This is a genomic window from Protofrankia sp. BMG5.30 (genome assembly GCF_001983005.1).
Lineage (GTDB): Bacteria > Actinomycetota > Actinomycetes > Frankiales > Frankiaceae > Protofrankia > Protofrankia coriariae.
The window spans coordinates 130,512-154,645 of sequence record NZ_MOME01000008.1; the positions used below are offsets into that span (position 1 = coordinate 130,512).

The following is a 24,134-nucleotide window of genomic DNA, read 5'->3' on the forward strand; positions in this document are numbered from 1 at the left end:
CGAGATGCGCGAGAGAGCGCAAAAGATGCACGTAGAGAGACGCGCCAGTGCGTGATGCGTGAAGGACGATGAACCCGAGGCGGTCGTGGCCACCCTGGCGCTGGTTACCCCAACCTGGTCACCTGACGCTGGCCGCCCGGCGCCGTCAACCTCAGCGCTGATCACCCTGGCACTGATCGCCCTGGCGTCGCTCATCTCGTTGCGAGGTTCGCGAGAACTCTCCAGCGGGCATGGCCCGGGGAGGTCCAGGTCCCCGGGTCGTTGAGGGGCTCAAGGCCTCCGGGGCGCCGAGGAGGTACGGCATGGCCGTCAGAAGTCGTCCGGTGACATGGGGAGATCTGCGCCAGGCCGTGGTCTGGCGGGGGCTGTTGGACGCACTGGTCACCGTGACTGCGCGAGCGGGCAGCACACTCGACGTGGTGGACGCGGGTGGCGGCAGTGGTGGGTTCGCGGTGCCGCTTGCCGAGCGCGGGCACCGGGTGACCGTGGTGGATCCCAGCCCGGACGCGCTCGCCTCGCTCGACCACCGGGCGGCGGAGCACGGGGTCAGACATCTCGTGACGGCGCGTCAGGGAGATCTTTCCGTCCTGCCGGAGATCGTCGGAGTAGGCCGTTCGGACGTGCTGTTGTGTCACACCGTGCTGGAGGTGGTGGACGAACCCGTCGCTGCGCTGACCGCGGCAGTGGCAGCCCTGCGTCCAGGTGGGCTGCTCAGCGTTGTCGCCGCCAACCGGGCGGCGGTCGTCCTCGCCCGTGTGCTCGCCGGCAGGCTCGCCGAGGCACAGCATGCGCTGGCCGATCCCGGTGGACGTTGTGGCGGCTTTGACCGGGCGCGCCGTTTCGACGGCGGCACGCTGGTACGCATGGTGAGCGACGCCGGAGCCGATGTGATCGCGGTCCACGGGGTGCGGGTGTTCGCCGATCTGGTGCCCGCGGCCGCCGTGGACGCGGATCCGTCCGCGGCGGAGCGGCTGCTCCAGTTGGAGATCGCCGCATCCTCCCGGGCACCCTTTCGGGATCTTGCGGCTCACCTGCATGTCCTGGCCCACCGCCGCGACAGCCGATGACGTGACCCGACGACACGATCAGGCGGCATGACCAGATGGCATGACTATGCGTGGCGGACACCCGACCATGTTCCTGCGGGGTTCCTGCGGGCCCACCGCGATGGCTGATGGCGTGATGGGCCGGCGAGAGGCCGATGCGAGACCGGCACCGATGCGAGACCGGCAGGAGGCCGATGCCAGGGCGGGAGCGATCGTGATCAGGCAGGCGCGCGGTGCGAGAGACACGGTGCGAGGGGGAGGGGCTGCCGGGCACATCCGACATCCCCTCGGAGGCGACTTTCCCACGAAGGCACGGCAGATTCCCACGAAGGTATGGCAGATCCCCACGAAGGTATGGCAGAAAGGCATGGCAGGACGGTGAGGGCTTCCGGYGTGACAGGACGGTGAGTGCTTCCCCGCGGAGGCAGGGTCTATCACGCAGGGTGAGATCGGACCGGCTCCACCTGGACTCAGGGTGATTTCTTCCTCACGGAGACAGGGCTGATCACGCCGCGTGGCATGAGCCTTCGCGCCTGCGGGGAGGAGTCAGGGCAGCAGGAAGCGATCGGTCTGTCTCGGCATGGTTGGTTGCCTACCGCGCATGCCCGGTCGTGCCTATTCTTGGGTGTCAGGTTCCGTCTGCCGGACCTGCCGGCCGTGGGAGGAGCGTCGATGCCGCTCTCGGAAAATGAGCAGCGCCTGCTTGATCAGATCGAGCGCGCCCTCGTCGAGGACGATCCCAAGTTCGCGAGCACGGTCCGCTCGACGAACCCTCGCACCTATCTCATGCGCAGGGTCCGCCGAAGCTTCCTCCTGTTCGTGGTGGGGCTGGTCGTCCTGCTTGTGGGGGTCGTCCTCAACCGGACACCGTTGATCGTGATCTTCGGTGTGCTCGGTTTTGCCACGATGCTGTTCGCGGCGTCGTGATCTTCGGTGTGCTCGGTTTTGCCACGATGCTGTTCGCGGCGTCCCGGGGTGCCGCCGATCTTCGTCGGATCAGTGGCCGGGGCGGAGAGACCAGTAGCCGTCGTCCGACGGCCTCCCGTCGTCGGACCCGCCCCCCGTTCACCGAGCGGATCGAGGAACGATGGCGCCGCCGGTGGGATGATCACTGACTGGGGTAGTTACTGGCAGTGGTTGCTGACAGACGGTTGCTGACAACCAGCCCGATTGCTGGCCAGGGCCGGCGCTGTCGCTGGCTGGCAGGAGCCGCCGCCAATCGCCGGGACGATCAGTCGGCGTTATGATCGTCGACTACTAGTGATCATGGTCTGGTGATGACTGTCAACCAGGGGCCGACGACAGCCGCCAACCGCCGGGCGGGCCACAAGCGATCTTGAGTGACAGGGTCGCTCCCGACGGAGCCGACCCCGTCGACGCGGCCGGCATGAGCAACCGAGCCATGCTTCCGGTGTTCACACCCTGTCCCACTGACTGTCCTGGTCGTGCCGGCTGTTCTGGTCGTGCCGGCGTGCAGGCGGACGCCTCGACGCCGGATTGCTTCCCGGTCGGACCAGGGCACGTAGGCTACCCAGGTCGGCGACCACGGAGCGTGGAACCATGGTGGCCCAAGCACGGCTGGTGCGCGGCGCTGTCTTTCTCAAGATTCGTGAAACTGTCTGTAGATCGCGTCCGATCCGTTCGTCCGGTGCGTTGGAACGAACCAGGGCCAGTGGCGCGTAACAGGCGAGTTCCTCCGCCTCGGCGATCCGGAGCAGAGCAGCCAGGGCCTCCTCGACCTCCGCCGTCGTGATCATTTGTTCGGGGGCGCGGGCGTTGGCCGAGATGTGAGCGCTCAGCCGCGTCGCGCTGGCTCGCTGGGACTCGTTCGGCCGCAGCGGCATACCAAGATCGACAGCAAGGTCGGTCAGTTCGGCCCAGGCCGCGTGCGCCCGGCTGTCGGTCGCGGTGTCCCCGTCGTCGTCGGAGGTCCCCCGCAGGGTGGCCGTGAGGCGGTGTCGGCGGCGCACCATCCGCACCAGCGCTGGTCCACCCAGCACCGCGAGGACGGCGACCCCCGGCAGGAGCCACCAGAGGATCGCGGGCGGCCCGTCGCTGGTGGGCTGTACCTGTGTGAGGGGCTGTTGCACCACCGTRCCCTGTCCGCTGTCGCTGGTGACATCGGCGCTCGGCGCGGTGGTCTCAGGCGCGGACGACGGCTGGGCGGCGCCCGCCGGCGCGGAAGCCGTGGCCCCTCCAGCCGGGTCCTGGGCCCGCGAGTAGCCGGGGATGATGATGCTCTCACTCGCCGCCGGGGTCGGCTCGAAGGGGATCCAGCCGGTGGAGGCGAACCACACCTCCGGCCACGCATGCATGTTCTTGTTGGTCATCAGGTAGCTGCCGTCCGGCTGCCGTTCGCCTTCGTTGAAGCCGATCGCCACTCGRGCCGGGATCCCCAACGACCGCAGCAGCACCGTCATCGCGGAGGCGAACTGCTCGCAGTAGCCGCGTTTGCGCGTGAACAGGAAGTCCGCCAGCGCCCCGGCCTGGGTGGTGGGGGCGCCGTCCAGGTCGTAGGTGAAGGCACCGCTCTGCAGGTAGTTCTGGATGGCGACGGCCTGCTGGTAGGGGCCGGAGGCGGTTCGTGTGAGCTGCCGTGCCAGATTGTGGATCCGGGGATCGGTGGTGGGAGGCAGTTCGGTATCGATCTTCAGCTCGGCTGGGGCGGCCGCCAGCACGGTCGCGAGCTCGTCGCGGGCGGGGGCAGGGACGGTTGCTTCGACCTGGTAGGTCGCGTCGGCGGTGGAGGTCCGGGTGCTGAACACCGTGCCGGTCTCGGCGGCCAGCCGCCAGTCGCCGTCGAGACCGGTGATTTTGGTCGGGATTCCGGGCAGCGGGAGGTAGTTCGCCTCCAGATCCTTCGACACGTTGATGGTCGCGGTGAGCTGAGTGCTGTGGGCGGTGGTTGCCGGCCCGGGCAGGCCGTTGCTGATTTTCGCCTCGCGTCCGGCGCGTAGCGCCCGCAGGGTGAACTGCTGCCCGTCGAACTGTTCGAGCGCGGTCAACCGCAGGTACTGCGGTGACGTGGTGCGCACCGACACCAGTTCCCTCGTCAGGGGGGAGTGCAGTTGTTGTGCCAACGAGACGATCGGCTGAATGACAACCGTCGAGCCGGGGCCGTCGTCGCCGTCGTTGCTCTGACCGTGCGTGACGAGCGCCAGCCCCTGTAGCGAGGGCAGCGTGGCCGGGACGGCCACCGCGCACACCAGCGCGCACACGGTGATCCCGATGACGTGGACACCGGTTCTGCTGCCCAGCCGCGGGGATGCCGACGAAGCGGCATCCGATGCGCCGGAGCCGGAGCCGGAGCCGGACGAGCCGGAACCCGATACGCCGGAGGCCGACGCGCTGGTGATCGGTTTTCTCCACCGTTCGACGCTGGTGCGGCCGTCCAGTATCAGCAGCAGGAGGAAGCCCAACGCGCCGAGAACGAACCGGACCGACCCGACACCGTCCGGCAGTACCGCCGCCGGCAGCATGAACAGTGCCAGCAGCGGGAGCCCGGCAAGCGCCGGACGCCGGAGCGTCGTCATCAGAAAGTCGACGATCATCGCGACGAGATGGACACCGATGAGGACGAGCAGCGCCAGACCTGGCCGTTGCGGCACCGGCGCGGCGAACCGGGCCACGTCGTCCCGGCCGGTGGTGATCAGGGAACGCAACGTTTCCAGGGTCTGACCGGTCGGCACCACGCCGGCGAGAGCGGTTTCCCCCGCACACAGTATGGTCGCCGCGACGAGCAGGCCGAGCGCCTCCAGCAGGACGATGACCGGGGCGGGCAGCCGCAGGGCCTGGCCCAGCACGGATGTTCCCGCCACCACCACCGTGGCAGCGACAGCCAGCCGCAGCCACCACAGGCCGTCGAACAACGGCACGAGCGCGAACGCGCACAGCAGCGACGCGAACGCGCCACCGAGAGTCGCGGTCAGGGTGGGAGGCAGGCGTGTGATCACCGCCGTAGGCCTGCTTCCGCCTCCGGCTGTCCTGTCGCGGACGCGCCTTCAGCGGCGTCTTCAGGGCGTACCCGCCGGGCGGATGACCGGGGCGTCCCGGACGGGCGTGCCGGCTCGGGCGTGCTGTCGGAGCGTTCCCGCATGGCCGATGGCCGGGACAGGGGGGACGTCCTGGCGCTGTCGGGCGGGCCGGGGGGGAAGGCTGTCGGGCGTGCCGCGGGTTGGCGGGATGCGGGCGGTGGTGCCACACCGGCCGCGTCGGGAGGGAATGTCCCTGAGCCACCGGTGGCCGGACCGGCAGTGGCTGGGCCAGCGGTGGTTGGCCAGGCGGCCGCTGGTCTGCCGGCCGTTGGTCCGCGGGCCGCCGAATTTCTGGCCGCCGAATCGCCGCTGGCTGGCCGGGCGGCCGCCCGGCTGGCAGCGGTCGAGCCGGAGACAGTGGCCGAGCCAGGGGTGGCTGGGCCGGTGGTGGATGGCCACTCGAGCGGCTGATCCGACAGATACGACATATCAGACGAATTTGGCGAATTCGAATTTGACGAATTCGGATGGGGTGGGTTCGGGTTCAGCGGATGCCGTGGCTGTGGCGGCGCCGGCCGGTCATTGTGGATCAGGCCGGTGGTCGGGGGGCCGGCCCGATGCCCGGCCCCGCTGCCCCCACCGCCGCCGGCTGTGTTCCGCTCGGAGCGCCGCTCGGACGCCCATGGCCACAGCGCGGCGAGGGTGTCGCCGTAGCCAGCGACGATCACAGTCCAGCCGTGACGCTGGAAGACCGCGCGGCAGGCGTGCAGGTTCTCCGGTCTGGCAGCCTCCTGCCTGACCGCCTCCTGCCTGACCACGGAGTGGTTCCCGTCCCAGGTCGTGACGTCGACGAGCACAACCGTCGCGAGTGCGCCGCGCGGACGGGTTCTGGCGAGCATCCCGGCCCGTGCCGGCTCGGTGGCTCCGAGGACCGCCACGAGCATCCCGTCGCCAGCGAGGTGAGTCAGGTCACGTCGGCCGGGGAGCGACGGGCCCGGGGATGCCGTACGGGACGGCGGGCCGGCGTCGCTGGTGGTCACCACGGCGAGCGCGTCCAACAGCGCGGTGGGGCTGCGGGTCGGGTTACGCGACCGGCCCGTACCCGGTGTGGTCGTCACACCGCTCACGCCACCGTCACAGATCAGGTCGACCAGGTGACCGCTCTCGGCGAGATGCACCGCGACCGAGCCCGCGGCGCTGACCGCCCACTCGAACGAGGAGGCCGGCCCCTGGCCAGTCCAGGCCGCGGAGCGGGTGTCGAGCAGCACGGTCGCGCTGGCCGGGCGGGAGCTCTCCTCCCGGCGCACCATCAGCTCACCGGCGCGGGCGCTGGTTCGCCAGTGGATCCGTCGCAGGTCGTCCCCGGCCTGGTACGGGCGGGTGACGAAGTCGTCGGTCCCCATGGTGGGCCGGTCGCGTTGGCGGAGGTCGCCGATCATGGTCTGTCTGCCGGGGCGCGYCGCGGGCAGCGTTTCCACCGGCGGGGTGACGACAAGCTCGCCGCGGCTGCGGAACGTGCGGGTGAGCTCGCACAGCCCGAACGGATCCGTGATCCGGATCGCCATCGGCCCGATCAGGTAACGGCCGCGCAGTTGGGGGCGAAGCTGATAGGTGAAGTACCGGGCACCCCCCGGCTCCACCCGGTCGAGCATGAAGCGCGCCCGGAAGCCGAGATGGGCGGGGACGTCGTCATCCACCAGCAGCACCGAGGAGGAACGCCGACTCATGTTGTCGATCCGAATGCTGACCGACACCACCGCCCCCACGGTCGCGCGGGCGGGTACCAGGCGCCGGTGACAGGCGAGCCGGTAGCGGGTCCGGCACACGAACGCCGTCGCGCACACCGGCAGGGCGAGCAGCAGCAGGCCGACCCGCAGGAGGTCCTTCTCGCCGACCACGACCGCCAGCCCGCAGCAGACCAGCCCGGTGACCACGAAACACTGTCCGCGGACGGTCAGACCTCGTAAGGCCGCCAGGAAGTCCGACACGGCGATCTAACGGCCACGGTGCGACGGACGTGCCCCCCGGTGCGGGATGGGGACCCGGGCGAGGACGTCCGCGACGATCCGGGAGGCGGCCTCGGCGGACCCGCTCGACGCCGCGGTTTCCGCTCGGACCAGCAGCCGGTGGGTGAGGACCGGTTCGGCCATGGCCTGGACGTCGTCGGGGACGACGAAGGCGCGGCCGTCGAGGGCGGCATGGGCCCGGGCGGTTCTGATCAGGTGCAGGGTCGCGCGCGGGGAGGCGCCCAGGACGAGTTCCGGGTRCCGGCGGGTCGCCGTCACGAGATCGATGATGTAGCGGCGCACCTCGTCGGCCACGTGCACCGAACGGACCAGGGAGATGAGTCTGGTGATCTCGGTGGCTTCGGTGACCGGGTCGACCGTGTCGAGAGGCTCGGTGTTTCCATGGCTGTCCAGCATGGCCAGTTCGGCCGCGGGCGACGGGTAACCCATGGACACTCGCGCGGTGAAACGGTCCCGTTGCGCCTCGGGCAGGGGATAGGTGCCTTCCATCTCGATGGGGTTCTGGGTCGCGACGACCATGAACGGCGATTCCAGGTGATAGGTGACACCATCAATGGTGACCTGGTGTTCCTCCATGCATTCGAGGAGTGCCGACTGCGCTTTGGGAGCGGCTCGGTTGATCTCGTCGGCTATGACCAGGTTGGAGAAGACCGGCCCGGGGCGGAACTCGAAGTCGCGGGTGTCCTGGTTGTAGACGCTCACCCCCGTGACGTCGCTGGGCAACAGGTCGGGTGTGAACTGGATACGGCGGACGCGGGCGTCGATCGAGCGTCCCAGCGCCTTGGCGAGCATCGTCTTGCCGACGCCGGGCACGTCCTCGATGAGCAGGTGGCCCTCGGCGAGCAGGACGACCAGGGATGTCCTGACCACCTCGGGCTTGCCGTCGATGACGCTCTCGACCGCGCGGGTCATGCGCGCCGCGACATCCGCGAGGTGGCGCAGGCCGGTCCCGGGCTCGCGCCACGGTATGACGCCGGGCTCCGTCACCGTCACGTCGGYCTCCGTCCTCAGATCGGCGAGGTGGGCCCGGCGGACCCCCCACAAGTGTGGCACCCGAGCAGAAGATGATCTTCACCGGTGGGAATCATCCGTCCGCTCCGTCCGGAAAGCGTACTCATTCGCGGCGGCGATCGAGGATAGCCGCTGCATCGGTTACTGGAGGTGTTTTTGGCATGTTCGGTCAAAAGACACATTGATGCCGGAGAGGTGATCTCCGAGGCCTGCCGAACGTGGGCGTGGGGGTGTCCGGAGTGTCGGACAGGTGGGGGGGAGTGGGGTACAGTGGCGCGCAGTGGGGGGTGGAGGCACTGTCAGGCTGACCAGGGTGGGGTTTGAACGGCCATGAACCTCTCGGGTACGGGCGAGGAGGCCGCCGATGTTCCTCGGCAGCCACACGCCACGACTCGACGACAAAGGCCGGATCACCCTGCCGGCGAAGTTCCGCGAGGAGCTGGAAGGGGGGCTCGTGATCACCAAGGGGCAGGAACGCTGTCTCTACGTGTTCCCCATGGCTGAGTTCACCCGGATCAGCGAGTCCCTGCGGGCCGCGCCTGTTACGGCAAAAGCTCTACGGGATTACAGCCGCGTCTTCTTTTCCTCGGCTTCGGACGATGTTCCCGACCGGCAGGGACGGATCACCATCCCGCCGGCCCTGCGGACGTATGCGGAACTCACCCGGGACTGCGTCGTCAACGGCGCGAACACCCGGGTGGAGATCTGGGACGCGGCCCGCTGGGAGACCTATCTGGCCAGCCAGGAGGAGAACTTCGCCGCGCTTTCCGAGGAGGTGTTGCCCGGCGTCATCTGAGCGTCGTCCGAACGTCATCGTCCGAAGCGGACACACCCGGCCGGGAGCRCCGACCGACTACCGTCGGCAGCCTTCGCGCCGCCCTCCATGCCGCTGCAGCCCGGGGCATCAGGTGTGCGCCGAGGTCTCCCCCCGCTCCATACCGGACACCACTTCCCCGGTGTCCGGTGGCGTGAGCGGGGCGGGACCTGGGCACACGCCGGGCCCTCGGGACCGGTGATGACGCCGGGCCGCCCCGACGCACGTGTTTCCCGCATATCCGCACGCCCAGCAGTCACCCGGTAGCAGCTATCCGGTAGCAGTCATCCGGCCGGCTGTCGTGCAGCCGACAGCACCGGTTCGTCACATCCATTCACATCGTCTGTACGTGTACACCGCGATTTTCACCGAGCGCGATCGCGGATGAACCGCATCTTCCCCGCCGCGAGGTTCACAAAACCGTTCGAGGAGGCCGAGGTGGAGGYCACACACACCCCCGTCCTCTCCGACCGTGTCGTCGCCCTGCTGGCGCCGGCCCTGCTCAGGCCCGAGGCGGTGTTGGTCGACGCCACCATGGGTCTCGCCGGTCACGCGAGCGCGTTACTCGACGCCTGCCCGACGGCCCGCCTGATCGGTCTCGACCGCGATCCGCAGGCGCTGGAGCACAGCCGCGCCCGRCTGGCCGACCGGGCCGACCGGGCCACCCTGGTGCACGCCGTGTACGACCAGCTGCCGACCGTCCTGGACGCCCTCGGCCTGACCGAGGTGCACGGCGTGCTGTTCGACCTGGGCGTCTCCTCGCTGCAACTCGATTCCGACGAGCGGGGATTCAGCTACTCCCGGGACGCTCCCCTGGACATGCGGATGGACCCCGGCCGGGGCCGCACCGCCGCGGACGTCGTGAACACCTACGACGCCGACGAACTCACCCGCATCCTCCGCCACTACGGAGAAGAACGCTTCGCCCGCCGAATCGCCTCGGCCGTGGTCGCCGAACGCGCCCGTGAGCCGTTCGTGTCCTCGGCGCGGCTGGCCGATCTCGTCCGCCGGACCATTCCGGCCGCAACACGTCGTAACGGTGGAAATCCAGCAAAACGTACGTTCCAGGCRCTGAGGATCGAGGTGAACGGCGAACTCGAGGCACTCGCCCGGGCGCTGCCGGCAGCCCTCGACGCGCTCGCTGTCGGGGGGAGACTMGTCGTGCTTGCCTACCACTCGCTCGAGGACCGCATGGTCAAGCGGGCGTTCGCCGCGCGGGTACGCCCTGACGTACCGCCGGATCTGCCCGTGATCCCACCGGATGCCGCACCGACGATGCGCTGGCTCACCCGCGGTGGGGAGACACCGTCTGCGGACGAGGTGGCGGCCAACCCGCGGGCCTCCGCGGCGAAACTGCGCGCCGTCGAGCGGATCGCCCCGCCATCCAGGACACCGGGGATATCCGGAGCATTCGGAACGCCTGGGCCGGCCGGCCCAGGCGGGGCAGCCGGAGGTGCGGCATGAGCGCGCCGGCCCCCCTGCTGGCGCGGCAGGGCCGGGGCAGGGCGAAGGCGGCCACGCCGCCCGCCCGCACGCCGCACCAGGCCGCCCGCACCGACCGCTACGGCTACGCGGCGTCGGCCGCGGTGTACGACACGCTGCCCGCCTCGGCGGCGGTCCGGGGGCACGCCGACACCGCCATCCCGATCCCGTCCCTGGGCGGGCGGGCCGGTGGGCCGGCGGGCGGGGCGGCCACCGCCGCCCCGGTCCTGGACCGGCCGCGCCGGCGGGTGGACGGGCCGGGCCGGCCGTCCGCGCCGTCACCGCTGCGTGTCGGCCAGCCCCCCGTGCGCGGGAACGCTCCCCGGGCGCCCTTCGTCATCCTGTTGCTGCTGCTCATGGGCGCGGGTCTGATGGGCCTGCTGCTGCTCAACACGGCGCTCGCGCAGAGCGCGTTCAAGGTCCACGACCTGCGGCAGGACTCGTCCGATCTCATGGACGAGGAACAGGCGCTGTCCATGCGGCTGGACAACCTGTCCGACCCGGCGAACCTCGCCGCCCGGGCGGCGCAGCTCGGCATGGTCCCCGGCGGCATCCCGTACTACCTGCCGGCCGGCGCCCCGCTCCCGCCCGGTGCCAGGGTGATCGGTGCGGAGCCGTCCTCCGGCTTTGTCGTCGTGGTGGTGCCGCCACCGGGCCGGCCGGCCGGCGGTGCTGTGGGCCCTGGAGCCACGGCGGGTACTGGAGCCACGACAGGCTCCAGCGCCACGGTGGGCTCTGGAGCCACGGTGGGTACTGGCGCCACGGTGGGTACGGGCAGCGCGCAGCCGGCAGCCGTACCGGCCGCCGGCGTACCGGCTGCCGTGGGAGGCCCCGCTGGTGACGCGTCGACCGCGGGCGGGTCACCGGCCGCGGGTGCCCGGTGAGCTCCACAGTGCACCGTGGGGCCGCGCGTGGCCGATCGCGATCACGTAAAGCATCCACTCCTGTTCGTAGTGGCGCTGTTGATCAGTGGTACGAGTATGAGGATGACCACGGCGGGTTCGCCGCCGGCTACGCCGATCCGGACGGCTACCGGGCCACGGCCGCCGGTTCCGCCTCCCGTACCGCCCACGGGGACCCCCACCGCTGGGGCGGCGGCCCCGACGACGGCTACGTCGACGACAGCTACTCCGGCTACGACCACCCCAGCTATGGCCAGGGCTACTCCGGCCGCGGCTACTCCGGTTACTCCGACTACGACCACCCTGACGACAGCTACCGCGAGGGCGGCACGTCCGGACGCGACGGATACGTCCATGACCAGGACGAATATGTCCATGACACGGACGGTCACCAGCTGGACCGCGGCCGGGTGGGCGGGCGGCGCCCGGGCTGGTCGTCGAACCAGCGCCGGGGACGTAGGCCCGTTCGTACCGGGAGTCGTCAGCCGCCCGCGCCACGCGGCCGGACGGGCGGACCGGGTGGCACCACGGCTCATCCCTCAGCCCGTTCGTCAGCCCGTCCCGCTGCCCGGCCGGCGGCGCGCGTCGCCGCGTCCCGGCCGCCCATGCGGCTGGGTAGCCCGCGCCGCAGGCTGCGGGTGTCGGTCGTCGTTCTCTGCGCGGCGCTGGTCGTGCTCGCCGGTCGGCTGACCCAGCTGCAGGCGTTCCAGGCTTCTACCTACGCCGAACGCGCCGAGCAGCAGCGGCTGCGGACGGTGGCGTTGCCCGCGGTCCGTGGTGTCATTACCGACCGTAGCGGAGCGACGCTGGCGCAGGACGTCGAGGCGCGCGCGGTCTACGCCGACCCACACGACGTCACCGACGCGAAGGCAGTGGCCACCGCCCTCGCGCCGCTGCTCGGCGTGCCCGCCGACACCCTGCAGCCGAAACTCGCCGGCAGCGGACGTTTCGCCTACCTGGCCCGGGGCCTGGATCCGGCGGTGGGCAAGGCCGTGACCGACCTGAGGCTGCCCGGCATCGGCGTCCTGGAGGAGCGCCGGCGCCTCTACCCGTCCGGCACGCTCGCGTCCAACGTCGTCGGGTTCACCACGATCGGTGACAACGAAATGATCGTCGGCAGCGGCGGTATCGAAAGCGCCTACGACCGGGTGCTGCGCGGGACGGACGGCCTGCGCCGGGTCGAGGTCGACCCGGCCGGGCGGATGATCCCGTCGGCGGCCAGTCGGGAATCCGACCCGGTGCCGGGCTCGAGCGTGCGGCTGACCCTCGACCGCGACATCCAGTGGGCCGCGCAGCAGGCGCTGGCCGAGGCCGTGCGCACGACCCACGCCGACGGCGGCAGCGTCGTGGCCATGGTCCCGAACACCGGGGACATCCTCGCGATGGTGGACGCGCCCGGTTACGACCCCAACAAGGTCGCCACCGYCGATCCAGGCACTCTGAAGAACCGTGCCACCCAGGACGTCTACGAGCCGGGCAGCGTCAACAAGGTCATCACGATGGCCGCGGCGATCGACCGTGGCCTGATCACGCCGGAGACCCCGGTGACGGTGCCGCCGAACATGCGCATCGCGGGCCGGACCTTCACCGACGCCGAGCCGCACGGGGTCGAGCACCTGACCGCGGCCGGGGTGCTGRCCAGGTCCAGCAACCTCGGGACGATCCAGATCGCGCACAGGCTCGGCCCGGCCGGCCTGGAGAGCGCGCTGCGCGACTTCGGCCTCGGCGCCAGGACCGCGCTGCGCTTCCCCGGGGAGAGTGCCGGCATCCTGCGGCCCGCCGCCGAGTGGGACGTCCAGCAGGCGGCCACGATCTCCTACGGGCAGGGGATGTCCGCGACCGCGATCCAGATGGCCTCGGTCTACGCCACCATCGCCAACGGGGGCGTGCGGGTCGCGCCCCGGCTGGTGGACAGCACCATCTCCCCGGACGGGGCCGTGCGCGCCACGCCCCGCCAGCCCGGCGTCCGGGTGATCAGTGAGGCCACCGCGGCCACGGTCTCGCAGATGCTGGAGTCGGTGACCACCGACTCGGGGACCGCGCCGTTGGCGGCCATCGACGGATACCGGGTGGCGGGCAAGACCGGGACGGCGCAGCGGGTGGGCCCCACCGGCCGCTACGACGGCTATGTCGCGTCGTTCGTGGGTTTTGCCCCGGCCGACCAGCCCAGGGTGGTCGTCGAAGTGGTCCTGGACAACCCCCGCGACGGCCACTTCGGCGGGACGGTCGCCGCGCCGGTGTTCCAGCGGGTGATGACCTTCGCGCTGACGACGCTGGGCGTGCCTCCGTCCGGCACGAGCGCGCCGAAGCTCGTTCTTGATCTTGATGCGGGTCGTTGACCCGCCGTGCCCGTCGTGACCCGACGCAGGTCCCTGCGGGCCGGCTACTAGTGTCGTTGCCGTGACCTCACCGGTGTTGCGTCCGGTCGCCTCGCCCGCACGGGCGCTCACCGAGCTGACCGTCGGATACGACGGTCTCGCGGTGACCGGCGGTGCTGTGGCGGGTGTTGTCGTCCGCGGGATCACCCACGACTCCCGCGCGGTGCGTCCTGGCGACCTGTACGCGGCCCTGCCCGGCGCGCGCGCACACGGGGCCGCCTTCGTCCGGCAGGCGGTCGCGGCCGGGGCCGTGGCCGTGCTGACCGACCGGGCCGGCGCCGACCAGATCGCGGCGACGGCCCGGTCGGTCAGCACGGGCGCCGGCGGCGGCGTGGCCGGCGGTAGCGGCGCGACCGGCAGCGGGCCCGTGGCCGGCAGCGGTGTGGCCGCCAGCGCGGGCGTGACTGGCGGCGCGGGCGCGGCCGGTAGCGGCGGCGGGAGCGTGGCTGGCAGTGGCGTGGCCGCCGGTGTGGGCGTGGCCGACGTCCCGGTGCTCGTGGCCGCGGACCCGCGGGTGCTGCTGGGGCCGGTCGCCGCCCGGGTGTACGGCGACCCGTCGGGGGCCCTGACGTTGCTGGGGGTCACCGGCACCAACGGCAAGACGACGGTGGCCTACCTGCTGGAGGCGGGGCTGCGGGCCGCCGGGCACACGACCGGGCTGATCGGGACGGTGCAGACGCGGCTGGCYGGCACCGTGCTCCCCTCGGTGCGCACCACCCCGGAGGCCACCGACCTGCAGGCGCTGCTCGCGGTCATGGTCGAGCGTGGGGTGACCGCTGCGGCGATGGAGGTCTCCAGCCACGCCGTCGCCCTGCACCGGGTGGGCGGCATCCGTTTCGCCGGGGCGGCGTTCACCAACCTCAGCCAGGACCATCTCGACTTCCATCCGTCGATGGAGGACTATTTCGCCGCCAAGGCCGCCCTGTTCACCCCCGAGCGGACCGGGGTGTCCGTCATCGACGTCGACACGTCGTGGGGGCGCCAGCTCGCCGCCGCCGTCCCGGGCGCGATCACCTGTGGGACGGCCGCCGACGCGCAATGGCGCGCCGTCGACGTCGTCGCCGGCCCCACCGGGACAACCTTCCGCGCGCTCGGCCCGCACGGCGCGGACGTCCGGGTGGGCATCGCGCTGCCCGGAGCCTTCAACGTCGGTAACGCCCTGGTGGCGCTGGCGCTGCTGGTGGCCACCGGCGTCCCCGCGCCGGTGGCGGCGGCCGGGCTGGCGAGCCTGCCCGGCGTCCCGGGCAGGATGGAACGGGTCGACGCCGGCCAGCCGTTCCTCGGTCTGGTCGACTACGCGCACACACCGGACGCGGTGCAGACGCTGCTACGTACCGTGCGGCCGCTGGTGCCCGGCCGTGTGATCGTGGTGCTTGGCTGCGGCGGTGACCGTGACAGGCGCAAACGTCCGCTGATGGGCGCCGCCGCGGCCACCGGCGCCGACCTTTCGATCTTCACCAGCGACAACCCCCGGTCGGAGGATCCGGAATTGATCATCGCGCAGATGTGTACCGGCGTGGGGACGCTGCCGCCCAGCGCCCGTGGCCGTGTCATGGTGGAGCCGGACCGGGCCGCGGCGATCCGCCTCGCGGTGGGCTTCGCCCAGCCGGGAGACGCGGTCGTGCTGGCCGGCAAGGGACACGAGACCGGTCAGGAGCAGGCCGGCGTGGTGACGCCCTTCGACGACCGTGACGTGTTGCGGGCGGAGCTGGCCGGATGGCGTCCCGTGTCGCGTCAGCACCCGGCGTGAGGGGCGTCCAACGGTGATGACGCTGACCCTGCGCGAGGTCGCTGTGGCCTGTGGCGGCCGACTGGACGCCGTGGCTGATCCTGACGCCGCCGTGACCAGCGTCGTCATCGACTCGCGCCAGGTCACCGCCGGCGCGCTGTTCGTCGCGGTGGCCGGGGAGCGGGTCGACGGCCACGAGTTCGCCGCCGTGGCGGCGGGCGCCGGCGCGGCCGCGGTGCTCGCGGCTCGGCCGGTGGGCGTGCCCGCGGTGGTGGTCGCCGATCCGGTCGCCGCGCTGGCCGCGCTCGCCGCCGAGGTGCGCACCCGGTCGTCGGCGACGGTGGTCGCGGTGACCGGTTCGGCGGGCAAGACCACCACCAAGGACCTGCTCGCCGACCTGCTCGGCGAGCTCGGGCCGACCGTCGCCGCCATCGGCTCGTTCAACAACGAGATCGGCCTGCCGCTGACCGTCACGCGCATCGAGCCGGCCACCAGGTTCGCCGTACTGGAGATGGGCGCCCGTGGGCCCGGCCACGTCGCCGCCCTGTGCGAGCTGGCCCGTCCGCGGATCGGGGTCGTGCTCAACGTCGGTTCGGCGCATCTCGGCCAGTACGCCGACGGGCGGGCCGGTATCGTGCGGGCCAAGGGCGAACTGGCCGAGGCCGCCTCCGACGCCGTCGTCCTCAACGCCGACGACCCGCTGGTCGCCGGGATGGCCGCCCGCGCCCGCGGCGAGGTGATCACCTTCGGTGAGGGGGAGCGGGCGGACGTGCGGGCGCACGACGTGCGGGTCGGCGACGACGGCCGTGCCCGCTTCGACCTGGTGGCCGCCGGTGAGCGGCACCCGGTCGCGCTCACTCTCGTCGGCGAGCACCAGGTCGGCAGCGCGCTGGCCGCCGCCGCGGTCGCGATCCGCCTCGGCCTGCCGCCCGCGCGAGCGGCCGAGGCGCTGTCGCGGGCCCGGGCGCGCAGCCGCTGGCGGATGGAGGTGGCGGTGACCGACACCGGCGTCACCGTCATCAACGACGCCTACAACGCCAACCCCGAGTCCATGCGGGCCGCGTTGAAGACCCTGGTCGACCTCAGCCAGGGCCGGCGGGCCTGGGCGGTTCTCGGCGGCATGGAGGAACTCGGCGCGAGCGCCGACGACGAGCACGACGCCATCGGCCGGCTCGTCGTCCGCCTCGGGGTGGAGCAGTTGGTGGCAATCGGCGAGCGGGCGCGCCGGATACACCTCGGGGCATCGCTGGAAGGGTCCTGGTCGGGGGAGTCGGTGTGGGTCGCCGACGTCGAGCAGGCGTGCACACTGCTGCGGGAACAGCTGCTACCGGGCGATGTGGTACTGGTCAAGGCATCCCGCGCATTCGGGTTGGAGCGGGTCGCGAGCGAGTTGACGTCGGGTGCTGTGTCCCTGGGTGCCACACCTCTGGATGCCGCGCCCGGCGAGTGGGGTGCGCACGGGTGAGAGGTGTACTGGTCGCCGCGATGGTGGCCCTTGTGGTGTCGCTGCTGGGGACACCATCGGTGATCCGGCTGTTCCGCCGGCAGGGCTACGGTCAGGAGATCCGTGAGGACGGGCCGTCCAGCCACCTCACCAAGCGGGGCACGCCCACCATGGGTGGGACGGTCATCATCCTTGCGACGCTGGCCGGGTACTTCATCGCGCACRTCGTCACGATGAAGGGCTTCACCGCGTCCGGGCTGCTCGTCCTGATGGTCATGACCGGTCTTGGTGTGGTCGGCTTCCTCGACGACTACATCAAGATCCGTAAGCAGCGCAGCCTCGGGCTCACCGCCCGCACCAAGTTCGCCGGGCAGGCTGCGGTGGCGTTGGCGTTCGGGCTGCTGGCCGTCCGGTTCAAGAACGCCGAAGGGCTGTTGCCGGGGTCGACGTTCGTCTCGATCGTCCGGGACACCGACATCTCGATCGGCCTGGTCGGCTTCCCGCTACTGGCCTGGATCATCATCGCGGCGACGTCGAACGCGGTGAACCTCACCGACGGGCTGGACGGGCTGGCCGCCGGCACCTCGGCGATGGTGTTCGGCGCCTATGTGGTGATCTCCTTCTGGCAGTTCGGCAACCTGTGCGGGCCGGGCGCCAGCGGCCCGGGGTGCTATCTCGTCCGGGACCCGCTCGACGTCGCGCTGGTGGCGGCGGCGGCCATGGGCGCCTGTTTCGGTTTCCTGTGGTGGAACGCYAGCCCCGCGAAGATATTCATGGGCGACACCGGTTCTCTGGCTCTCGGCGGCGCGTTCGCGAGCATCGCCATCGTCAGCCGGACGGAGCTGCTGCTGTTCGTTCTCGGCGGGCTGTTCGTCGTCGAGACGCTGTCGGTGATCCTGCAGGTGGCCTTCTTCAAGGCCACCCGGAAGCGGGTCTTCAACATGGCGCCGATCCATCATCACTTCGAGCTGGCGGAGTGGCCCGAGACCACGGTCATCATCCGCTTCTGGATCGTCTCCGGTCTGGCCGTGGCGTTCGGACTCGGCCTGTTCTACGCGGAGTTCCTCTCCCACGGCGGCTCCTGACCGCTCCGACAGCGCTTTCTGGCAGTCCTCATGGCGGTTGCTGACAGTTCCCACAGTGGTTTCTGGCGGTCACCAGGCGGTGCCTGCCAGCTCCGCGGTGGGCTCTTGGCAGTTCCGTCTCGCGGTGGCCTCCTGCCGGCTCCACGGYGGTTCAGGCGGGCGTTTCCGGGATGGCCTCCCGAGGCGTGTTCCGGCCGGCATACCCCCGGCATAGCCGAGGCATACCCGAGGCGGTGTTCCGGCTGGATGCCCGGGGCTGGAAGAACAGGCGTCCTTGGGAAGGCACGACCCACTCAGGGACAACCTGAGGTCGGGGACAGCCTGAGGTCGGAGGTGGCGGCGGAGACGAGTACCCCGACCTCGACGGAGATGTCGGTGCCGCGGTCGTGGCCGAGGAGGATGTCGATGAGGGCGTCGGCGCGGCGGGCGTCCATCCTCGCCGGCCCGTCCGGCCCGTCCATCCTCGCCGGCCCGTCCGGCCCGTCCGGCCCGTCCGGCCCGTCCGGCCCGTCCGGCCCGTCGGCGGCGGCGCGGGCGAGGGTGTCCAGGCGCTGGTAGATGGCCTGGGCGTCGACGGCGGGTAGCAGCGCGCCCAGTTCGGTCATGCCGTTCTCGGCCGGCTGGATCCAGACCCGTCGTTCTTCGCGGGCGCGTGGGTGTGCCGGCGGTGGGAGCCGTCGGGATCCACCGCGAGGACGGCGCGGCGCAGGGCCTGGCGGAACAGGCTGTGGCTGCCCCGCCCGCCCCGGGCGAGGACCCGTGTCTGCACCGCGTGCGCCTGGGCGCCGGTGGCGGTGGCGGTGGCGGGCACGGCCGCGGTGGCCTCGGTGGCGACAGCGGCCACTGTGGAATCGAACATGTGTACGAGTATAACTCGCTATTCGGACATTTTGCCATCTAACGGCTGCTGCTCTCCCGGCTCTCCGGGTGGGCCCGCAGGCCGTCGCCAACCGGTCCGGCCAGTCAGTCCGGACGGTCAGGCGCGGACGCCGTGGGCCGCTCGTGCCGTGGGCCGCCCGCACCATGACGATCAATAACCGGTCTGCTGTCCCGTGGGCCGCCGCTTTCACGGCGTGGTGGTGGCCCGCCGCCGGGCGAAGCAGGCTGCGCCCGCCGTGCACAGGGCGAAGGCGCCACCGGCCGGGCCGGCTGTCCACGCGGGCGAGGCGAGGGAGCCCAGATCGTAGGAGATCCAGGAAATGGCGAGCCACACCCCGGCCGCCCCTGAGCAGCCGACCGCGACCGGTTCAAGCCATCCCAGGCTCGCCATCCGGCTGCGCTCCGGGGAGTGGGACGGGTCCGGGTGGCGGGACGGATGCCGGTACCGGAAGACGACCGACGACAACAGGAGTGTGACCGCGCCGAGAAGGACGATCATCGGGGCCTGTGTGGGCCCTGGAAGCGGGAGCTGATAACCGAACGTCTGCACGGCGGTGAGTACCATGCCGACCACGCCGATAGCCATCGTCTGCACCCGGGTGAACCATTCCTGCCGCTGGTACAGGGTGTCCTCCATGTCCTGGAGTTCCCCGGACCGTTGCTGCTGGCGCCGCCGGATTACCCGTTCGACGATCGTGCTGACGACGCGGGCGCGTTCCCGCGTCGCTTCGGCATAGCTGCTGTCGTCGTCGAGCTGCTCGTCGAACCAGGAGGCCAGCTCACGGTCGTCGGCGAACAGGCCGCCCGCCGCCGCGGCGGTCCACGGCAGCCGTTTCGCCATGTTCGCACGCGCGATCTCGACCGTACGGCGGATTTCCCGCAGCCGGGTCGATCCGAGGGTCAGCCCGGCGTCGTTGAGCTCGAGACGGGTCAGCCGTTGTAAACCGTCGAACAGCTCGGCGTCCGATACCTCGTCAACGTCACCGCTACCGTCACCGGTGCCGGTGCCGAGCCGGCGAAGAAGATCCGATATGACCTCGTCCGTCTCCCGGCGGATGCGACGCAGTTCCGGCTGTTCCACCGACCAGACCCGAATCTGGTAGCGGATTCTCGCGGCATGTAGAAGATAGCGGGGAAACGCGGGAAGCCGGAGACCGCCAGGGGTCCATGTCCACTCGCTCAGCGCGTCCCCGTCACCATGGGCCGCGACCGCCGCGATTCGGCGAACGGCCCGCGCGTCGGCGTCCGGGCTGCGTCGTTCGACCGCTTCCCAGACGGCGAAACCGGTCGGTACGAGCACGCCGTCGCGCCACCACGGCCCGGCGACATCGCCAGGCATCGCGGCACGCACCGCCGCGGCGAGCTCCCGGCTCATCCCGCCGAGGCCTGTCCCGCCGGCGGTGTCGCCGGGGGGCACGCAGCCAGGGGATGCATGGTGGACGTCGGCGGGTATCCGATGGGACTGTGCCAGGTACAGCCGGGCCTCGCCGAACAGGAAATCTTCCGTGTCGGACAGGGAATCCGCGGAGCCGGCCACGATCCGCGACCACCGACGGTCCAGATCCGCCCAGGACACCGGATTCGCCGGATCCAGGACCAGTGAAAGGCAGAAGGTGTCGCGCTCGCGACGGAAAATTGCCTGGATGACGCCATCGCCAGCCGCCTCGCAGGCGGCGATCGGGCCTTCCGTCAGCAGGTCCGGATCGATGGGAGGAGCGGTGGGAAGGGTTGCCGTGATCTCCTTGTGCATAGCCAGTTCGCCTGTGCATGCTGACCAGATGCGTCGCAGTTCGCGGTAGGCGCCAATACCGGTTGTCCCCTCGGCGGGGGCGAACAGGTGAACGACCAGCTCATGATCGGTCAGAGCTGGGAGGTCATTCATCGTCGGCTGGTTGCTCGCCGCTCGGATCACGCACGCGATGCTTCAGCTCGCCGATTCTTTCCCGAGTGTATTCGTCGACGGGCTCCTCGAGTGGCCGGTCCTGGAGTTTTTTCGCCAGCACCGGACCGGGGGCAGGCAGGCTTTGAACGGCGCTGCGCACCTTTTCGAGGTCGAGGTCACCGGATGCGAGTCTCTCCCTGATATCGGCGATCGCCGACCGTACCTGCTCCCAGCCAGCCGATGGCAGCTTCTGGGCCAGCAGGTTGTCGAGTGCCTGCCGGATCTGGTCCCGAATTCGATCATCACTGGACGTTTCCCCCATATGCCCATACTTACTCCTGTTACGACTGGACTGACAACAAGGATCGTTGGCCCTGACGCGTGACCGTGGCCGGCCGCCGGCCAAGCTGCACGGCTCCAGCCCTCTGGGCGACGTGACCGAGCCCTCTGGACGACGTGACCGGGGGCTGGCCGAGGATGCTGCCGGATGGTCGAGCGGCCGTGGAACGATCGGGCTGCCGCTCCCGCCACGCCGCATGAGGAGCAGCCGACTGGATATCGATCGTAGTCATGCGGCGTCGTCCGATTCGGCTGCGTACGACCATGCCGCGGTATGTCGTATGCATGTCGTTACGATCGCGTTATGACGTATGGGGGGTCGGGGGAAAACCCCGGAGATGATCAGTATGCGGCGCGGCCCTGGCCGGACTGGGACACGGCGGATACGGCGGCGCTGGCCCGCTACGTGAATCCCGCGTCCTTCGATGACCTCGGAGTACCGGGCGGGCTCGCCTTCAACGAAACGAATCCCGATCTCGTGGAGGCAGCCGGCCGCGAGGTGGTCCGAGATGCCTATAACGTGCTTGCCGCGATGAGGCTGCGCTATGGCTTCGACGCCTGGAGCGGCCTGCACGCAGGCTGGCAGCGCATCCGCTATCCGGCCCGTGTCCGCCGGGAGAAGGGCACCTGCCTCGATCTCGTGCTCATGCTCGCGGGGCTGCTGCTACGGGCGCAGGTCCGGCCGGTCGTCGCGCTGCTCGCCTGGGGACAGGCCAGGCACGCCGTTCTTCTGGCCGACGTCAGGAGACCGCTGGACAAGAGCCACCTGCGCCAGAGCGCAGATTTCCGGAATATCGTCCGGCCCCGTTCCGGGGCGGAGGACGGGGTGCTGGAGTTGCGGCCCGGGGCCCGGCTGCCGGCATGGCTCATACCGGTGGACGTGGTGAGAGTGGCTATCGAGCACGACGATGAGCAGCCGGCGCCTTTCGACGAGGCGGTCCACGGTGGACACGACGAGCTCGGCAAGGGATATGAGACGACGCTGCTGCTGGATATTCCGTCGTCACCACATGCGCGTAACCCGCTCGGTAAGCCCCAGGACGCGCAGAGTCCGGCCATCTACGCGCGGCTGCCGGTGCTGGAGCAGGCCCCTTCGGACTATGCCAGCCGGGCGGGCGTCCGGGAAGACCTCGAGCGCGGTCAGGGACGCATTGTGCTGTGCGGGGAACAGGGTATGGGGAAATCCCTGCTGGCCTACGAGCGGGCTCGCGGCGCCGACGCCGGGTACGGGTGGTTTCTGAACGCGAGTGACCGGCTGTCGCTGCGCGCCGAACTGGCCCGGGCGGAGCTGGAGCAGATGTCGCGTGTCGGCCCTGTGACGGACGACGCCGACCATGAGCCGTACGCCCTGGCGGCGCTGCGGCGGCTGGAGGACAGCGACGCGCCCTGGGTTGTCGTCATCGACAACGCCGACGGGCCTCCGGAGAAGATCCGGGATTTTCTGCCGCGGACCGTCAAGCCCGGCCAGACACTGATCGTGACGACCACGAACACGGCTTGGGGCACCTTCTTCCCGGGGGTCGAGCCGATCGTCGTCGAGCCGCTGAAGTCCACGGACATGGCCGATCTGCCGGAGCGGCTCCGGCGGGTGACCCAGGGCAGGCCGCTGATCTACGAGGCGCTGCGGCGGCTGGAGGCAGCCGGCGCCTGGCAGCCGCTTGCGGGCCCGGGGCAGACGGGCACGCAGGAGAGCGGCCCGGCTGTTGTCTGGCGGCTGGCCGCCGGCATCCTGGCCGATGACCAGGCCGCGCTCGACGCCGCGCACGCCGTGGCATGGGCGCCACCGGTGCTCCTGCCCCTGGACGATCTCGCCGCCGCCCTCGGGCTGGACGACAGCGCCCCACTGGACACCCTGCGGGACATCGGCCTGCTCGCCACCCGTACCCAGAACCGCGTCACCACCGTGCAGATGCACCGGCTGTTACGCGCGGAGATTCAGAAAGAACGTCATGTGATGACCCAGGGCGCGTCCGCCGGGCTGCCCGGCTGGGCCGCGCTGGCGAGCACCGGCCCCGGCTGGCAACTGCTCACGCGCCTCGCGGACAACTCCACGGTCAGCGACCTGTACGCGTCCGCCGCCCAGCCGGATTCGCTCGCGGGACTGGAGCCACACCGTCACGGTCTGGTCCTGCACGGTGTYGCGCGTGTTCTTGAGCTGCGTTCCATGGTCGAGGAGGCATCGGAGCTCTACGCCGAGGCCGGTGGGTATTTCGACCCGGCCCGGGACGCCCCGCTGGTGGCTGAATGCCTCTACGGCCGGGCCCGCTGGGCCAACCAGAACAGCAAGGCCACGCTGGACGAGTTCGATGAGGGCCTTGCCTTTGCCAGTGAGGCCGAGCGGTTGGCGAGCACCGACAGCACCGTCGAGGGCAGGATCCGGGCCGCCCGGGCGATGGCGATGCGTGGCCTGCTGCTGCGGAAGAAGGCCGGCAAGGACGGTGCGCCCGAGGAGCCGGCGTTGRCCGAGGCCATGGAGCTCCTGCAACGCTCGCTGGACGAACGCAGGCGCCTGAACGATCCCGAGATCGACAGGGCCGAGTTCAACATGCTCGGGACATACGTGCGGCTGGGCAAACTGACCGGTGGCGCCAACGCGCACCACTGGTTCCACGCCGCGTACGAGGGATACTCCCGGCTTCGGGAGATGCGGCTCGAGCGGTTCCACGGGGTCGTCATCTCGTCGATCGCGGCGTGCACGTCGGGGCGTGGTCTGGCGCTCTACTACGGCGCACTCGCCGGTGTCGACCCCCGGCGGAAGAACGCTGGGAATGACGACGCCCCGGTGGTCGGGGTCGGCACCGCGACCCGCCTGGACCTGCTCCGTCAGGCGAGCGTCCTCGTCGCGGACTCCCTGCGGGAACGGTCGGACCTCGCCCCTGCCCACACCGACAGCGACGACTGCCTGAAGTCCATGGATCTGCTTGAGAAGATCTTCGGTCTGCGGCGGCTGTTCCTCGCCGCGACTCCCAAGCCCGACGATGCCGATCCCGACAATGTCGATCCCGCCACCGTCAAGCTGGCGACGCTGTCACCTGAGCAAGCCGCGGGGGTGCTCCACCCGAAAGAGAAGGAACTGCTCAAGGAAGCGGCCGGTTACGGCCTGGTGTCGGCGGGCGCATAACCAGTGCCGCGCACAGCCAGT

Annotated in this window: 16 protein-coding genes and 1 pseudogene; 10 read left to right on the forward strand and 7 right to left on the reverse strand. The window is 70.7% G+C overall.

The genetic code is table 11. The features are described 5' to 3' along the window. The first annotated feature begins 302 nt into the window (after positions 1–302). Both BL254_RS04200 and BL254_RS28130 read left to right on the forward strand, forming a co-directional pair. On the forward strand, positions 303–1,067 hold the full coding sequence (locus BL254_RS04200; protein WP_047224115.1) for a methyltransferase domain-containing protein: 765 nt from the start codon (positions 303–305) through the stop codon (positions 1,065–1,067). A gap of 651 nt (positions 1,068–1,718) precedes the next feature. Further along, positions 1,719–2,161, forward strand: a pseudogene (locus BL254_RS28130) (DUF3040 domain-containing protein). Positions 2,162–2,461: 300 nt separating this feature from the next. On the opposite strand, the gene BL254_RS04210 reads toward BL254_RS28130, so the two are convergent. The 3 genes from BL254_RS04210 to BL254_RS04220 are packed head-to-tail and all read right to left on the reverse strand — an operon-like array spanning position 2,462 to position 8,040. Beyond that, entirely contained in the window at positions 2,462–4,999 is a 2,538-nt protein-coding gene (locus BL254_RS04210; RefSeq protein ID WP_076842572.1) for a DUF3488 and transglutaminase-like domain-containing protein, read from the reverse strand. Beyond that, a complete protein-coding gene (locus BL254_RS04215) occupies positions 4,996–6,954 on the reverse strand; it encodes a DUF58 domain-containing protein (protein WP_254857782.1) in 1,959 nt (652 codons plus the stop codon). The genes BL254_RS04210 and BL254_RS04215 overlap by 4 nt, the downstream gene beginning before the upstream one ends. A gap of 60 nt (positions 6,955–7,014) precedes the next feature. After that, complete coding sequence (locus BL254_RS04220; protein ID WP_083730841.1) at positions 7,015–8,040, reverse strand: MoxR family ATPase; 1,026 nt, start codon at positions 8,038–8,040, stop codon at positions 7,015–7,017. Between the two features lie 382 nt (positions 8,041–8,422). Between BL254_RS04220 and mraZ the strand changes: the two genes are divergently transcribed. The 7 genes from mraZ to mraY all read left to right on the forward strand — a co-directional run bounded on the left by mraZ (position 8,423) and on the right by mraY (position 17,892). Further along, the gene (gene mraZ / locus BL254_RS04225) at positions 8,423–8,854 is read left to right on the forward strand and encodes a division/cell wall cluster transcriptional repressor MraZ (RefSeq protein ID WP_047224116.1); all 432 of its coding nucleotides are present in this window, start codon (positions 8,423–8,425) and stop codon (positions 8,852–8,854) included. A 402-nt stretch (positions 8,855–9,256) separates the two neighbouring features. Then, positions 9,257–10,336: a 16S rRNA (cytosine(1402)-N(4))-methyltransferase RsmH gene (rsmH, locus tag BL254_RS04230; RefSeq protein WP_254857784.1), complete on the forward strand. Its 1,080-nt coding sequence runs from the start codon at positions 9,257–9,259 to the stop codon at positions 10,334–10,336. Then, positions 10,333–11,238 carry a hypothetical protein gene (locus tag BL254_RS04235; RefSeq protein ID WP_083730827.1) on the forward strand — a complete coding sequence of 302 codons (906 nt, stop codon included), beginning with the start codon at positions 10,333–10,335 and terminating at the stop codon, positions 11,236–11,238. Before rsmH ends, BL254_RS04235 begins: the two co-directional genes overlap by 4 nt. After that, the gene (locus BL254_RS04240) at positions 11,235–13,595 is read left to right on the forward strand and encodes a penicillin-binding protein 2 (RefSeq protein WP_254857786.1); all 2,361 of its coding nucleotides are present in this window, start codon (positions 11,235–11,237) and stop codon (positions 13,593–13,595) included. Before BL254_RS04235 ends, BL254_RS04240 begins: the two co-directional genes overlap by 4 nt. A 61-nt stretch (positions 13,596–13,656) precedes the next feature. Beyond that, positions 13,657–15,384, forward strand: coding sequence for a UDP-N-acetylmuramoyl-L-alanyl-D-glutamate--2,6-diaminopimelate ligase (locus tag BL254_RS04245; protein WP_076842575.1), 1,728 nt, complete (start codon positions 13,657–13,659; stop codon positions 15,382–15,384). 13 nt (positions 15,385–15,397) lie between these two features. Further along, positions 15,398–16,828, forward strand: coding sequence for a UDP-N-acetylmuramoyl-tripeptide--D-alanyl-D-alanine ligase (gene murF / locus BL254_RS04250; RefSeq protein WP_076842576.1), 1,431 nt, complete (start codon positions 15,398–15,400; stop codon positions 16,826–16,828). Continuing rightward, positions 16,825–17,892 (forward strand): phospho-N-acetylmuramoyl-pentapeptide-transferase, encoded by a 1,068-nt coding sequence (gene mraY, locus BL254_RS04255; protein ID WP_076842577.1) that lies wholly within the window; start codon positions 16,825–16,827, stop codon positions 17,890–17,892. The genes murF and mraY overlap by 4 nt, the downstream gene beginning before the upstream one ends. A gap of 293 nt (positions 17,893–18,185) precedes the next feature. On the opposite strand, the gene BL254_RS28135 is transcribed toward mraY, so the two are convergent. From BL254_RS28135 to BL254_RS04270, 4 genes are all read right to left on the reverse strand, one after another. Next, positions 18,186–18,497 carry a hypothetical protein gene (locus BL254_RS28135; RefSeq protein WP_254857788.1) on the reverse strand — a complete coding sequence of 104 codons (312 nt, stop codon included), beginning with the start codon at positions 18,495–18,497 and terminating at the stop codon, positions 18,186–18,188. Further along, complete coding sequence (locus BL254_RS28140; RefSeq protein ID WP_083730828.1) at positions 18,494–18,751, reverse strand: hypothetical protein; 258 nt, start codon at positions 18,749–18,751, stop codon at positions 18,494–18,496. The genes BL254_RS28135 and BL254_RS28140 overlap by 4 nt, the downstream gene beginning before the upstream one ends. A 207-nt stretch (positions 18,752–18,958) precedes the next feature. Then, on the reverse strand, positions 18,959–20,653 hold the full coding sequence (locus tag BL254_RS04265; protein WP_047221969.1) for a CATRA conflict system CASPASE/TPR repeat-associated protein: 1,695 nt from the start codon (positions 20,651–20,653) through the stop codon (positions 18,959–18,961). Continuing rightward, a complete protein-coding gene (locus BL254_RS04270) occupies positions 20,646–20,975 on the reverse strand; it encodes a CATRA system-associated protein (RefSeq protein ID WP_047221968.1) in 330 nt (109 codons plus the stop codon). Before BL254_RS04270 ends, BL254_RS04265 begins: the two co-directional genes overlap by 8 nt. 321 nt (positions 20,976–21,296) lie before the next feature. Here BL254_RS04270 and BL254_RS04275 point away from each other — a divergent pair, with 321 nt between their 5' ends. Continuing rightward, positions 21,297–24,113 (forward strand): hypothetical protein, encoded by a 2,817-nt coding sequence (locus BL254_RS04275; RefSeq protein WP_076842578.1) that lies wholly within the window; start codon positions 21,297–21,299, stop codon positions 24,111–24,113. Positions 24,114–24,134: the final 21 nt, after the last annotated feature.